The organism is Cellulosilyticum sp. WCF-2 (assembly GCF_003990395.1).
GTDB lineage: Bacteria > Bacillota > Clostridia > Lachnospirales > Cellulosilyticaceae > Cellulosilyticum > Cellulosilyticum lentocellum.
The window spans coordinates 2,769,035-2,783,639 of record NZ_CP034675.1; the positions used below are offsets into that span (position 1 = coordinate 2,769,035).

10 protein-coding genes are annotated in these 14,605 nt (G+C 34.2%); 9 read left to right on the forward strand and 1 reads right to left on the reverse strand.

The features are described 5' to 3' along the window. The first annotated feature begins 14 nt into the window (after positions 1 to 14). Both EKH84_RS12285 and EKH84_RS12290 read left to right on the forward strand, forming a co-directional pair. The gene (locus EKH84_RS12285) at positions 15 to 1,658 is read left to right on the forward strand and encodes a SulP family inorganic anion transporter (RefSeq protein WP_127066530.1); all 1,644 of its coding nucleotides are present in this window, start codon (positions 15 to 17) and stop codon (positions 1,656 to 1,658) included. Positions 1,659 to 1,694: 36 nt separating this feature from the next. Beyond that, positions 1,695 to 2,999 carry a transglutaminase domain-containing protein gene (locus tag EKH84_RS12290; protein WP_127066531.1) on the forward strand — a complete coding sequence of 435 codons (1,305 nt, stop codon included), beginning with the start codon at positions 1,695 to 1,697 and terminating at the stop codon, positions 2,997 to 2,999. A 31-nt stretch (positions 3,000 to 3,030) separates the two neighbouring features. Here the strand turns inward: EKH84_RS12290 and EKH84_RS12295 are convergent, their stop codons facing one another. After that, positions 3,031 to 3,225, reverse strand: a complete 195-nt coding sequence (locus EKH84_RS12295; protein WP_127066532.1) for a hypothetical protein — start codon at positions 3,223 to 3,225, stop codon at positions 3,031 to 3,033. A gap of 157 nt (positions 3,226 to 3,382) precedes the next feature. Here EKH84_RS12295 and EKH84_RS12300 point away from each other — a divergent pair, with 157 nt between their 5' ends. The 7 genes from EKH84_RS12300 to EKH84_RS12330 all read left to right on the forward strand — a co-directional run bounded on the left by EKH84_RS12300 (position 3,383) and on the right by EKH84_RS12330 (position 14,506). Continuing rightward, positions 3,383 to 4,036 carry a hypothetical protein gene (locus tag EKH84_RS12300; protein ID WP_127066533.1) on the forward strand — a complete coding sequence of 218 codons (654 nt, stop codon included), beginning with the start codon at positions 3,383 to 3,385 and terminating at the stop codon, positions 4,034 to 4,036. A gap of 352 nt (positions 4,037 to 4,388) precedes the next feature. Beyond that, entirely contained in the window at positions 4,389 to 6,218 is a 1,830-nt protein-coding gene (gene glmS, locus EKH84_RS12305) for a glutamine--fructose-6-phosphate transaminase (isomerizing) (RefSeq protein ID WP_127066534.1), read from the forward strand. A 155-nt stretch (positions 6,219 to 6,373) separates the two neighbouring features. After that, entirely contained in the window at positions 6,374 to 7,216 is an 843-nt protein-coding gene (locus EKH84_RS12310; RefSeq protein WP_127066535.1) for a TnsA endonuclease N-terminal domain-containing protein, read from the forward strand. Next, a complete protein-coding gene (locus EKH84_RS12315) occupies positions 7,213 to 9,393 on the forward strand; it encodes a Mu transposase C-terminal domain-containing protein (protein ID WP_127066536.1) in 2,181 nt (726 codons plus the stop codon). Before EKH84_RS12310 ends, EKH84_RS12315 begins: the two co-directional genes overlap by 4 nt. Further along, positions 9,380 to 11,062 (forward strand): ATP-binding protein, encoded by a 1,683-nt coding sequence (locus tag EKH84_RS12320; protein WP_330547541.1) that lies wholly within the window; start codon positions 9,380 to 9,382, stop codon positions 11,060 to 11,062. The genes EKH84_RS12315 and EKH84_RS12320 overlap by 14 nt, the downstream gene beginning before the upstream one ends. A gap of 3 nt (positions 11,063 to 11,065) precedes the next feature. Beyond that, on the forward strand, positions 11,066 to 12,946 hold the full coding sequence (locus tag EKH84_RS12325) for a TnsD family Tn7-like transposition protein (protein WP_127066538.1): 1,881 nt from the start codon (positions 11,066 to 11,068) through the stop codon (positions 12,944 to 12,946). Between the two features lie 18 nt (positions 12,947 to 12,964). Further along, positions 12,965 to 14,506 (forward strand): Tn7-like element transposition protein TnsE, encoded by a 1,542-nt coding sequence (locus EKH84_RS12330; RefSeq protein WP_127066539.1) that lies wholly within the window; start codon positions 12,965 to 12,967, stop codon positions 14,504 to 14,506. The last annotated feature ends 99 nt before the right edge of the window (positions 14,507 to 14,605 follow it).

Below are 14,605 nucleotides of genomic sequence, written 5' to 3' on the forward strand. Positions count from 1 at the left end.
AAGGTGGGAAAAAAATGTTTAAGCAGTATATCGTTGACCTCAAAAAAGAATTTAAAGATTATAACGGCAAAAAATTATCACAAGATGCTTTGGCTGGTCTAACAGTAACAGCCGTTGCCTTGCCGTTAGCGTTAGCTTTTGGGGTGAGTAGTGGCGCAGATGCGGCAGCAGGGCTTATTACAGCTATTTTATCAGGATTTTTAATGAGTGCTTTATCAGGAGCTTCCTATCAAATATCAGGACCTACAGGGGCTATGACTGCTATCTTAATAGGGCTTGTAGCTAAATATCAGATGGAAGGGGTATTTATTGCTACTTTATTAGCAGGTATTATTTTACTTATTGCAGGTCTGTTAAAGATTGGTAAACTAGTTTCACTTATTCCAAGTCCAGTTATCACAGGCTTTACTTCAGGAATTGCTATTATTATTGCTCTTGGACAGATTGATAACTTTTTTGGTGTGACTTCTCAAGGAAGTACTAATATTGAAAAGCTTCTTTCTTATGGTACATTAGGTTTTCAGCCTAATTGGTATGCGGTAGGCTTAGGAACGCTTGTTATAGTTATTATGCTGGCTTGGCCTAAAAAATGGAATGCGAAGGTACCTTCTTCATTAGTAGGTATCATTATAGCTTTAGTAGTTAGTATGATTTTAAAGAAGAATGTTGCTATGGTAGGAGATATTCCTAAAACCTTGCTACCAGCAACACGTTTAAGTTTGTCTGATTTATCCATGGAGAAAATCAATTTACTTTTTAGTTCATCTATTAGTATTGCAGCACTAGGAATGATTGAAAGTTTATTATGTGGGGCATCTGCAGGACGAATGAAAGATGAAAAACTTAATGCAGATCGTGAATTAGTGGCACAAGGCATAGGTAATATGATTATTCCTTTTTTCGGGGGAGTACCTTCGACAGCAGCTATTGCACGTACCAGTGTTGCTATTAAGTCAGGTGCACAAACAAGATTAACAGGGATTTTCCATGCAGTAGGTTTATTAGCATCTATGTTTTTGTTAGGAGGTGTTATGTCACAGATTCCTTTATCAGCTTTGGCTGGGGTGTTGATGGTGACGGCGTGGCGAATGAATGAATGGGAGAGTATTCGCTTTATCTTTAGTAAAAAACTAAAAACAGCTATTGCACAGTTTTGTATTACTATGTTAGCAACTGTTATTTTTGATTTAACCTTAGCTATTTTATTAGGTGTTATGTTCTCTATTTTATTCTTTGTAGTAAATATTTCGGGCATTGAAATTAATTTAAGTGATATTGACCCTGCAAGACTTGCATCTAATGGCTTACATATTGAACATGATCACGAAAAAACAAAGGTCGTTTATTTAACAGGGCCGGTCTTCTTTACAACCACAGAAAAAATTAAAGCAGAAATCAGTCAATTAACTGATTTAGAATATATTATTTTTTCTATGAGGGGAGTTCCTCTTTTAGATGCTACTGGTACACAACTTTTTAGTGAGTTAAATGAAAGCTTCAAAGCGCAAGGGACAACCGTATTATTTTCAGGCTTACAACCTAAGGTAAAACATTTAATGGAACGAAGTGGATTAATGGAAACTGTTGGGGAAGAAAATTTCTTCTGGAGTGTAGAACAAAGTATTATGGCTATTGAAAAAGAACAGCTTGCAAGTTAGATATCATTTAGTTTTATTAAGGAAAAGAGGGGAGATATGGGGAAAAAACAATATGTAAAAGGAGTATTGCTTAGTTTACTAGTAAGTTTATGGCTATGTACAGGTCTATATGCACAAACCAATCTAATGACGTCTGTACCTTGCGATGGTAAAAGCTATACCATTCAATTTTCGGGAGATAAAGCGTTATTAAGCAGAGATGGTAGCCTAGCTGTGCCTGTTGTTTCAGGAACTAAAATCACTAAACCAGGAACTTATTATTTAAGTGTATACGAAGCTACAGGACTTAGAGTAGAAACTTTTAAAATAAAAAGCCAGACGAAAAGTAACTGGACTATTACAAAAGAAAGTGATTTAAATGAGGCCATCAAAAGCTGTTTAGAAAACTATCAAAAATCAGTAACTATTAACTTTAAATACCAAACGAGTATGGACCAAGTAGAAGCTATTTTGTCCAAGCATATTCAAAAGGTAACGGATACCTACCCCATGCTCATGATACAAAATTATTATGGTAAGCTTTCTCAAGATAGTAAAGGAAATCTGAGTGCACAGGTCAACTTTAAATATCCTCTTCAAGTTACCAATACCTTGAAGAAATATGACACACAAGCATTAAGTGGTATGGCTAATATGGTGAATACATTAGTTAAGCCTTATATGAAGGATTACGAAATAGAGCAGGCTTTGCTTATGGGGCTAATGAATCAAGTAACTTATTCACTTCATGAAGATGCTAGTATTAATGCGACATCTATGACACATACCTTACAAGGTGCTTTTATAGGAGAGAAAAGGATTGTATGTGATGGCTATGCCAAAACGTTTATGCATTTGATGAATATGGTTGGGGTACCTACACAATTAATAACAGGAACTTCTACAGATAGTTTAGGAGAAAGTGTAGGGCATGCGTGGAATTTAATTAAAATCCAAGGGGCCTATTATCATGTAGATAGTACTTGGGCAGATCAACATTTTGAAACATTGGGCTTATATGACTATATTAATGAACAAGATACTTATATGGCACAAGATCACGTTTGGGATAAAAGTCAGTATCCCAAAGCTGTTACGCTAACCTATACATTTCCTAATAGTCCTGTTAGTGTGAGTCAGGTAACAAAAGTAGCATCACCGAATGAACTAGAAGCTGGCATTGAAAAGGTTAAAAGTCAGCAAAAAGGAAATGGTACACTTATTTTGCAAAAACAAAGTCAGTGGCATTGGGATGAAGAAGAAGTAGCTGAGCAGCTATATGAAGTATTAGATGAAAGTTATAGTTGTTATAGTGAAGAAAAGTATGATTGTGTAATGATTTATTATTTAAAAGAAGAGTAATTAAAAAAACATCCCATAATGGGATGTTTTTTTAATTACTCCACTGACCAGTAGTATGACAGTAAGGGCAAACAATTTGATGATAAGGCTTTACATTGAGGTCAAGTAGGGTGCTATTACTATACATAGGACCATCATTGCATAAGGAAGAATCTACTGTATTAGAAAGGTACTCAGCACCTACCATATCATAACCACAATTCGTACATAATAAATGTTTAATCATAGCATTCACCTCTTTTAAGTGATTTTAAGATTAAAATTACTATGTCCAATTTTTCTAGAAATATGCATAAATAAAAGATAACTACCTTATATTGACAGTATAGAAAATGTGAATTTCCATATGCTATTACTAACATTTTAAAATTAGGAGGTTCATGATGAATAAACAAAAATGGCAAGGACTTACCATTGCCTTAATGATAAGTGTGTTAGCAAGTACAACTTTCGGTTCAGTAAATAGAAATGTACCAGCTCCTAGTCCATCACCAATAGCATCACCAAGTGCAAAACCAGTGCCAACAGTAGCACCAACTACAAAACCAGTACCAACGATGGCACCAACTACAAAACCAGCACCAACGATGGCACCAACTACAAAACCAGTACCAACGATGGCACCAACTACAAAACCAGTACCAACGATGGCACCGACTACAAAACCAGCACCAACGATGGTACCTTCTACAAAACCAGGACCATGTACAAAACCAGCACCATGTACTAAACCAACACCAGATCAAAAAGCTAAACCTTTTATGTTAGATAATTTTAAAGTAATTGCAAATACTTTAGCTGGGCTTGGTGTAGATGAAGCTAAACTTACTTCATATATTAAGGAAGGTAAGAAGTTAGAGGATGTTTTAAAAGCTGAGAAGATTTCTACACGCAAATTCAAAAAATGTGTGATTAAAGAATATAATAGAGTAGTAGATCAAGCTGTTAAAAACAAACAACTTACTTGTGAACAAGCAAAACAACTTAAGGCGGCTATTAAACAAACCATTAAAAATTGGCTTCCAAAAAGTAAATAATCAATTCATAATGCTCAATAAAACTGTTGGTTACATGTTAATCAACAGTTTTATTGAATGAATAAAATAATAAAAATATTATATAAAAAGACAACTTTATAATTTAGGCTAGCATTCATATAATATTATGGTATAATAGGCGAAGGGAAATAGAAAATAAAAAGCGCCAGAACTTGACAGTTACGTGAAAAATGTTAAGTTGACGAGGACTAGAGTGATCGAAAATTCGGCGGATGCTCTAGAGGGTTCACACCCTAAATAAGCCAACAAAACTAAAAAGTGATTTTTAGGACAAAGGGTTTATCGTGAATTTCCCTGATTTTATTTTAAATATCAAGGAGGTTTATTTGTTATGTGCGGAATTGTAGGTTATATCGGTTCAAAACAAGCATCAGACGTTATTATTGACGGATTAGAAAAACTAGAATACAGAGGTTATGATTCAGCAGGAGTTGCAGTTGTAAATGGTGATGACAAAATTAGTTGGGCTAAAAAACAAGGAAGATTAAGTGGGTTAGAAGCCATTCTTGCTAAGAAGCCAGTAGAGGGAACGGTAGGAATAGGCCATACAAGATGGGCTACACACGGGGCGCCATCAGACTTAAATTCTCATCCTCATTTAAATGCAGCAGAGACTATTGCTGTTGTTCATAATGGAATCATTGAAAATTATATGGAACTTCGTGAGATGCTTATAGCAGAAGGATATGTTTTCAAATCAGAAACAGATACAGAAGTAGCAGTTCACTTAATTGATAAATTCTATGAAGGAGATTTATTAACAGCTGTTTATAAAGCAGTAGAGCAATTTAGAGGTGCTTATGCTCTTGGGGTTGTATCAGCCAATCACCCAGGTGAATTAGTAGCCGTAAGAAAAGAAAGTCCATTAATTGTTGGCGTGGGTGAAGGTGAATATTTTATTGCCTCTGATGTACCAGCTATCTTAAAATATACTAGAAATGTTTATTATTTAGAAAATGATGAAGTGGTTTATGTTAAGGATGGCAAGTTAACTATTTTAGATGGGGAGCAAAAGGTTGTTGATAAAGAACTTAAAGTTGTAGAATGGGATATTGAAGCAGCTTCTAAAGGTGGTTTTGACCATTTTATGATGAAAGAAATTTATGACCAACCACAAGCTATTCATGATACACTGATGAGAAGACTTGATGAAAATGGTATGATTCATTTAGATGATATCAAACTTACAAAAGAAGATTTAGATGGTATTACTAAAATGTATATTGTGGCATGTGGTACAGCTTATCATGCAGGCCTTGTAGGTAAATATGCAATTGAAAAATTAGCTAAAGTACCTGTTGAAGTAGACATTGCTTCAGAATTCAGATATAGCGATCCATTTATTGATGAACACACCATGCTTATTGTTGTTTCTCAATCAGGCGAAACAGCAGATACATTAGCAGCTATGAAACTTGCTAAAGCAAAGGGTGCAAGAGTACTTGCAATTACTAACGTGGTTGGCTCATCAGTAGCTAGAGAGGCTCATGATGTATTTTATACATGGGCAGGTCCAGAAATTGCTGTAGCATCTACTAAAGCGTATACAGCACAGATGATTGCTTTTTATATGATTGCTTTAGATTTTGCTTATAAAAAAGGAACGATTACTTTAGAGGCTTATCATAAAACGATTAAAAAGATTGAAGCTTTAGCACCGCTTGTTCAAGAGATTTTAGCAGACAAAGATGAAATTGAAAAAATAGCTATGGACATGAAAGATGCACAAAATGCCTTTTACCTTGGTAGAGGAGTTGATTATACAACAGCTAGAGAAGCAGCTCTTAAATTAAAAGAGATTTCTTATATTTACACAGAAGCTTTTGCAGCTGGAGAATTGAAACATGGTCCTATTGCGTTAATTGATCAAGGTACACCAGTACTTTGTATTGTGACACAAGAAGCGTTGGAAGAAAAAATGATTTCTAATATCAAAGAAGTTAAAGCAAGAGGGGCTTTTGTTATTGCCATTACTAGAAAAGGAAATACAGAAGTAGCTAAAGTGGCTGATGATGTCATTTATATCCCAGGAGCTGATGATTTATTAATGCCAGTATTATCTGTTATTCCTACTCAGCTTATTTCTTATTATGTATCTATTGCTAGAGGCAATGATGTTGATAAACCACGTAATCTTGCAAAATCGGTTACAGTAGAATAGTGAATGAAACTCAGTAGCTTTATTTGTTGTTTTATAAAAAAGATTGAGCATTTACAACAAAGTTTGACTTTTTACAAAAAAGATAGATAATTTACAAAAAAGTATGATAAAAATCATCTTTTAAGCTATACTAAGCTTAAGAGGTGATTTTTTTTATGTCTAAAAGAAGTAAAGCACTTAACACCGAGCGGAAACAACAAGAAGGAAGAGGGGAAGGTAGGAGAGAGAATTATAAACCTTGGATTACTATACAGGATTTTCCTTCAAGTGGGCGTGTAACGAGAATAAAAGGAATAAAGACCAATAGGCAGCATGAGTTTTTATCTGATTTAGAACGAAATTATTTTTATTTACTAGAGTTTGCAGAGAGTATTATTGATATACGAGAACAATTTCCACTTTTACCACTTGAAGAGACACTGTTAATTGCTCAAGAATTAGGGATTGAACATCCTACAAACCCACAAACCAAAGAGCCTATTGTTATGACAACAGATTTTCTCATAACCCTGCAAATGCCTACAGGAGAGCTGAAGGAAGTTGCAAGAACATTAAAATACAAGGATGAGCTACTAAAAAAACGTGTTATAGAGAAGTTTGAGCTGGAGAGGATATTTTTTGAAAGACAAGGGATAGAGTGGGGAATCGTAACAGAACAAGAAATACCAATTGATATGGCTCAAGCTATAGCTGATTTACATGCTTATTATGATATAAGTGAGTTAGAGGCCTTTAAAGTTTTAGAAAAAGAAACCTTAGAAGATTTGCTGCAAGCCTTTATAAGTAGATGCGTAGCTTATAAGGGGACACTTAGAAACCTATGTATGCAGTTTGACCAGACAATGGAGCTAGAAAGAGGTAGTGGAATCGCTTTATTGAAGCATTTAATAGGTCATAAAATACTTATTGCAGAACTAAAGGGAAAGCTTGATTTCAACAAGCATATTGAATTGAACTTAAATATTAAGAAGGCTGAGGAGAGGAGCCAGATAGGATGATTTTTGTCAATGAGGTCTATAAGTATGTAGAGGGGAAAAACAAGGATGCGCTTATAAGGAGTATCACTATTTCACAAGATAAGAACATATTTTACTATGTTAATCTGCACACACAATTTAGTATGCCAAGTATTTACGATATGAATAGCTTTTTAGATGAGATAGAACAAGGTATTGTTTTAAGGGTACCTGACCAATATATAAAACGAATAGAAGAAAGTGAGCTATCAGTTAAGACCAGAGAGAAAAGAGATTCAGACTGGAAGCTTATAAGTTATTATTGGGAAAATGAAAAAGTGTCACTATTAACTAAAAGTCAAAGAGGTAAAGTGTTTGAAACAATTGAAGAACAATATAAGGTATCTAAAAGTAGTGTAAAAAGAATGTTTACAAGGTTTTGGCAACGAGGAATGAATAAAAATGCTTTATTACCAGACTATATGAACTCAGGGGGAAAAGGAAAGGACAAGATTTTAAGTGAGCATAAGGTAGGAAGACCGAAAAATGCTGATTATGAGGGGAATAGAAGTACTGGAATCAATATTACATCAGAAATAAAAGCACTTTTCCAAAATGGTATAGAAAGATATTACCAAACAAAGAAACAGACATCACTGACAGAGGTCTATACAAGTATAGTGAAAGACTTTTTTTCAGAGCGTTATATGGAAGATGGAGAAATGAAATATAAGGTATGGGATAAAGAACGTGTTCCTACCTATAGGCAATTTTATTATTGGTTCAAAAAGATGGATGAACCTACCAAAAGTATTATAGAGAGACAAGGACGTAAGGCATATGAATTAAAGTATAGGCCGATACTAGGAAATTCTATAAATGAGACAATAGGACCAGGTACACGCTTTCAAGTTGATGCTACCATAGCTGATATTTACTTAGTCAGTAGATTAGATAGAAACAGGATTATAGGTAGGCCAATTGTATATGCGATTATAGATGTTTTTTCAAGGCTAGTAACAGGTATCTATGTAGGCTTAGAAGGGCCTTCATGGATAGGTGCTATGATGGCATTAGATAACATGGTGACGGATAAGGTAGCCTTTTGTAAGCAATATGGTATAGAGATTGAAGAGGATCAGTGGCCTGCAAAGCATCTACCTGAAGTAGTCTTAGCAGACAGGGGAGAATTTGAAGGCTATTCAGTAGAAAATCTTATTAATAACTTAGGAATAGCTATTGAGAATACACCACCCTATAGAGGTGATCTTAAAGGAATCGTGGAAAGAAGCTTTAGAACACTTAATACAAAGCTTAAGCATAAAACACCAGGGGCAATTATGAAGGAATTTAGGCAAAGAGGAGATAGAGATTATCGATTGGATGCTACATTAACTTTAGAAGAGTTTACGAAAATATATATTCAACTTGTACTTCATCATAACAATACACTTATTGCCAAATACCCAGTAGAAAAAGAAATGCTTATAGATAGTGTTGTACCTATACCTGTTGAACTATGGAAGTGGGGAATTGAGAATAAAAAAGGAAGTCTTAGAAGTATTGATGGAGAGCTAATGAGGCTTAATGTGCTACCAAAAGGCAAGGCTGTTGTTTCAAGAGCAGGGATTAAGTTTAAGGGATTGATGTATGGTAGCCAAAAGGCTATACAGGAACAGTGGTTTCTCAAGCAAGCTACAAAGAACATAGAAGTAGTATATGATCCAAGAAATTTAAGTAATATTTATATACTAGATGAAGATGGTAGAAGCTATGAAACATGCTATTTGTTAGAGGGAAGTCAACAGTATAAAGACGTTATTTTGGAAGAACTTATATTCATGCAAGAGCTGCAGTCAGAGCTTCGTGAAAAGCAAAAGCAAACACAACTTCAAAATGATGTGAACTTGGAAAAAGAAATAGAAGCTATTGTCAGTAAGGCAAAAAAAGAAAAAGGTAGCACACCTAAATTATATGATCAGAGTAAAACAAAAAAGTTAAAAAGTATTAAAAGGAATAGAAAGATTGAAAAAGAACTCAATAAGCTAGAGGAAGTATTTGTGGTAGAAGAATTAACACTCAAGCAACCAGGCAAGGTAGTGGAGATACTCCAAGAACAGGAAAGTGAGATAGTGAGTGAAAATGAAGAGCCAACAGCAAAGCAAAAGCTGATGAATAAGCTAAAACAGAAAAGAGATGAGAGCCGTGGAAAGGGATAATACCTTAGTTGTACTAAAGGGAGAGGTAGAAGAAGCTTGCTATAAGAGACAGGAATTAGATGAATATAAAGGTAATCCGTTTATTGAAGCTCTTCCACCTATATTTGATGAAGATGAAGTGATTGAGCGCTTTACTGTAAGTCCAATCATTAAAGAAGAGGATAGAAGTCAAGCTACTAATATACGCTATCATGTTATTAAAAGAATTAAGAACTTTGTACAACCACTGCCCATTCATTTTATTATTGAATCAAGATTATCTACTATGCTTAGAAGGGGGTATTTAGCAAGAAATCCTCTAGATAAATCCTATTTGAAACGGGTAAGAATACTTAATGAATTAAGAGCGTCAGAAGAAGTAGGACTTGAAGCTATTGAAGATAGAATGAGCTATATGAGGTCTACTGCTGATAGTATGGCCATTATAGGGATATCTGGTATAGGAAAAACAACAGCGATTGAAAGGCTATTGCTTATGTATCCACAGGTTATTAAACATATGGAATATGAGGGTCAGCTTTTTAGTAGAACACAGCTTGTATGGCTTAAGATAGATTGTCCATATGATGGTAACCTTGCAACTTTATGCAAAAGCTTCTTTAAAGCAATAGATGATATCTTAGGAACGAGATATCTCGAAAAGTATGGCTATACAAGTAGAGTAACATCGTCGATGATGCTACATATGACTACACTAGCAAGTATCTATGGAATAGGTGTTTTAGTAATAGATGAAATCCAACACCTTCTTAATAGTAAAAATAATATGGAAGACATGCTTAATTTCTTTGTAACCTTGAGTAACACCATAAGTATTCCAACGGTACTCATTGGTACATCTAAGGCACAGCAGTTATTTAGAGGGAATTTTAGACAAGCTAGAAGAGCTGCTAGTGAGGGAGCTATTATGTGGGATCGTATGGACAAAAAGGAAGATGAATGGGACTTTTTCTTAGAGACCTTATGGGAACTACAGTGTCTTAAGGAATATACAGGTTTAAGCTTAAGTATAAAGGAGGCCTTCTATGAAGAAACACAAGGTATTACAGCCGTAGCTGTTATTCTCTTTATTCTTGCACAAGAGAAAGCTCTAGCTGAAGGAGAAGAACTGCTTTCAGTGGAATTAATTCGCCAGACAGCTAAGAATGACTTGAGGATGTTACAGCCAATGCTCAAGGCACTTAAGGCAAATAATATGAAGGAAATTATGAAATATGAAGATATCTCTATCAGTATAGATGAACTGACAGTAAATTATCGAAAAGATATAGCATTAGTTGGTAAGCTAGAAGAGAGCTTTGAGGAGAGAAAAAAGGATATAGAGCTTCGACAAAGGAGTCTTGTAGAGAACCTGGTTATGGATTTAAATGATATAGGTATCTTTGCGCAATTAAATATAAGTAGCTTAAAGAAAATTGCCTTACAAGTTGTAGAGAAAAGCTCAATTAATGAGGACTATAATGCATTAAAGCTTATGGCTTTAAAAAAGGCAATGGCACTTAATGATAACCAAGAAAATAGATCAATTAACAAGTCACAGGGGGAAGAACAACAGGGATTGATGTTACTCTATGAACAAGCTGGCAAAAATAAACAACATCCCTACGAAGTGTTCATGAAAAAGGGCTATATTAAAAAGCCTATAGAAGAATTTTTGAAGGTGGAATAGAACATGTTAACTTTTTTTACGGACCCTTACCCAAATGAATTATTATATTCAGCTTGTGCAAGATATCATTACTATGTTGGAAATATAGATTATAAAGATACATTAGAGGAACTATTTGGGAAGAGAAGCATTGTGCCAGATCTTTATTTTGGTAGCTTGTTAGATACGTTAGTAAATCACTTAGGAAATAGTTATAGTACAGATATATTGATACGGGCCAATACACTATTTCCTTTCTATGAACCGTTCTTACCAGAAGCTCGTAGACGAGAAATAGTGGAAGAAATGAAAAAGGAAGGTGGCTCTAAGTTATATGCTCAGTTGGGGATATCGGCAGGTGGGATTTGTAGAAAGCATGATATATGTTACTGTTATGCTTGTGCAAAAGAAGATATTGAAAAATATGGAGAACCTTATATTCATAGAGAGCATCAGCTACAAGGTGTAGTTGTATGTCCACATCACGGGGTATATTTACAGGCTTATACAATAAGCAGGCGTAATGCCAGTAGGATAGCCTTTATACGACTAGAGCAAGATAAGCTAGTAGTGGAGTATAAGAGGATAGAGAATAAAAAAGTATATGAGGAACTCTATATGCTTTCTAAGCTAGCATATAGGCTATTACAATGCAACAGAACAACAGCTAATCAACAAAGCCTTTTGCACGCTTATAAAAAGGTGCTTGCACAAAAAGGGTTAGTAGCTATAAATGGGAGGGTTAGGCAACAGGAACTTTATAAGGAATTTGTAGACTTTTATAGTAAGCAAACCTTGGAAATATTAGAAAGTAATGTGGTTCTAGAGGATGAATATAATTGGCTCAAGGTAATGACAAGGAATTCTAAAAGAATAGTTCACCCTATTAGACATTTGCTATTTATTAATTTTTTAGGAGAAGACTTAGAGAATCTTTTTCAAGAAGCGTACAAAGAATATAATCCTTTTGGTAAAGGGCCATGGCCTTGCTTAAATAGATCAGCTAAACATTATGGTGAAGAAGTAATTGAATCAGTTACTATAACACCAGATTATAAAACAAGGATGCCAGTTGGAACCTTTAAATGTAGTTGTGGGTTTATTTATTCTAGAAAAGGACCTGATAAGACACTGGGGGATCGATCTAGAATAGGGAGGATAAAAGCTTTCGGTGATGAATGGGATAATAAGCTAAAGGAGGTTTTGCAACAGCATAAGTGGGGATTAAGAGCAATAGCAAGAGAGATGTCTTGTGACCCTAAGACTATATTGAAAAAGGATATAGAGTTGGGGTTGTATGCCTTCATGGCAATGAATGAGGAATGCAACCAATTAGAAGAAAACGGTAAATCAAAGGTTAATCAACAAGGAAAGTGTATAGAAGACTGTAGGCTAGTAGTATTGCAGGCTATAGAAGCTAATAAGAGTTTGACGCGAACCCAGCTAAGACAACTAATCAAAAAAGAATATATTTATTTGTACAGAAAAGATAAGGAATGGCTGTTTGAACATTTACCTATGCACACAAGAAAGCCTATTGAAAGAACAAATGTCAACTGGAGAGAAAGAGATGCTATACTCCTAGCCTTGATAAAGCGAAAGTGTGAAGAGCTTCTGAGAAGAGAAAAGCCTGTAAGGATAACTCAATCTTTAATAGGCAAAGAATTAGGTATAACAAGTCTTTTGGAAAGTAAGCTTTATCAATTACCAAAGGTGGGACAGTATGTAGAGGAGGTTGCAGAGACAGTGCAGACATTTCAGTTAAGGAGATGTAAGCAAATTATTGATAGAAAAAGGGTAGAGAATGAAACACTGGAACTGTGGCAATTACAACGACTAGGGGGCATACGTACAGCTGCTTTCAATAATATAAAAGTAGAATTAGAAAAATATATGAACACATAATGAGTGGGGGATAAATGCATGAGTAAAATAGTAAGACTTAAGGAATGGCCTTTTGGACAGGATGAAAATGCAAAGCTAATATGGATTGGGGAGCCTTTCAAGGAAAATAAAAAGTGGGTGGTTAAGGTATATTTTAGATCTATTACAAGGCAAGAAACAAAAGGCATTGTAGTTGATTGGCCTACCATTCATTTTTTTTCTATGGGGAAAGTCTATAGTAATGGTATTATAAATCAGGCTGAAGTGGAAGAAGGGACTTTTATAATAGATGTTAACTTAGATAATACATATGCACAATATAATGAACGACCATGGGATATACAAGGAACAAAAGAAATAGGAATATCTAGGACATTTAATTTTAAAAAAGATAATAAGTTATATATTATACCAAGTATTGAGATTATACGTGGAGTTTTAGGCATAGATAGCTTTACATTACGGCTAATGCTTTCTATGGATGTTATGTCCGAATACTTTGTGTATGAGGTCGAAGATAATGTTTTAAAAATCTACTTTAGCAATGAATACAATAAAAAACTTTTGAGCAATGAAAAGTTATATCATTTAGCATGGATTATAACAAATAATCAAGTCAGATCCATGTTCTGTCAAATTTCCAGTAATTATAGGGTAGGCGAAAATGAATCTTGTAAGTTTGAATTTAAATTGAATGATTTTAGTATAAGAGCACGTGTAAAAATAAAGGGAACTAAGGTCTTTATTAGAGAAATCCTGGTCTTGAAAGAGAAAAGAATTTTAATTGAGCAATTACTAATAGAACATCCTATGTTGGGTGGTATGTGTGTTACTAAGGGGATTAAAAAGAGAGAATATATTACATATAGTTATACTAAAAGTGAAGAGTTAAAGGTAGAAAAAGACGTAGATGGCTCTACAAAAGGAATTGAAATGATATCAAACAATAGTATTATACATAGCTATACTGTCAAGCCCACTATAAGAAAAAAAGGAATAGAAGATGAACCTAAAAGAGTGTTATCTGATAGTACTACTAAGCAGTATTTTCATGATGACAAGGGACGTAGAGCTTTTGGAGAAGAGGGAGGGGAAAATATTGTTAGAGGTCTAGAATTTAAGAGCTTAAAGGAGATACAAATAGATGGGCAGTGTGAAGTATTTATACAAGTAATGAGATTGTTAAAAGAGGAGCAAAAAATAAAAAACATTGAAGTATTAACAAATAAATTAAATGAAATTAAGATGGGAAGATTTGCTTTTCTAGAGAATGGAATAACGCCTAGAAAATATATTTTGTGTAAAATTATTATGGAAGATGAAAAAGAACGAGTCGTTATTGAAATAGAAAGAGAAAAGAAGTCATTATCAACACTTATTTTAAAGAGTAATAAAAAGAAAAATTGGGAAAAAGTAATTATAAGATTATTGTATGGACTTATTAAAAATACGGGGACTTGGCAGAAGTATGATATTGAACAGTTAAGTTATGATGAGGAGATAGAAATAAAAAGAAAGAAACATTTAGATAATGATTTAAAAAAAGAGGTTGAAAAAATGTATGAATTTGTTGTTGAATAAGGCTGGTTAATAACTTAGAGAGCATAGAAATATATAAATTATTTTATTATTATGAATAGAACAGAGGCGTATAGACAAGGTGGCTTAAATAAATTAGAA

Excerpts from the sequence above, each read along its gene's own strand:
- EKH84_RS12285 (WP_127066530.1), top strand. The coding sequence starts at position 15 with ATGTTTAAGCAGTATATCGTTGACCTCAAAAAAGAATTTAAAGATTAT.
- EKH84_RS12290 (WP_127066531.1), top strand. The coding sequence starts at position 1,695 with ATGGGGAAAAAACAATATGTAAAAGGAGTATTGCTTAGTTTACTAGTA.
- EKH84_RS12295 (WP_127066532.1), bottom strand. The coding sequence starts at position 3,225 with ATGATTAAACATTTATTATGTACGAATTGTGGTTATGATATGGTAGGT.
- EKH84_RS12300 (WP_127066533.1), top strand. The coding sequence starts at position 3,383 with ATGAATAAACAAAAATGGCAAGGACTTACCATTGCCTTAATGATAAGT.
- glmS (WP_127066534.1), top strand. The coding sequence starts at position 4,389 with ATGTGCGGAATTGTAGGTTATATCGGTTCAAAACAAGCATCAGACGTT.
- EKH84_RS12310 (WP_127066535.1), top strand. The coding sequence starts at position 6,374 with ATGTCTAAAAGAAGTAAAGCACTTAACACCGAGCGGAAACAACAAGAA.
- EKH84_RS12315 (WP_127066536.1), top strand. The coding sequence starts at position 7,213 with ATGATTTTTGTCAATGAGGTCTATAAGTATGTAGAGGGGAAAAACAAG.
- EKH84_RS12325 (WP_127066538.1), top strand. The coding sequence starts at position 11,066 with ATGTTAACTTTTTTTACGGACCCTTACCCAAATGAATTATTATATTCA.
- EKH84_RS12330 (WP_127066539.1), top strand. The coding sequence starts at position 12,965 with ATGAGTAAAATAGTAAGACTTAAGGAATGGCCTTTTGGACAGGATGAA.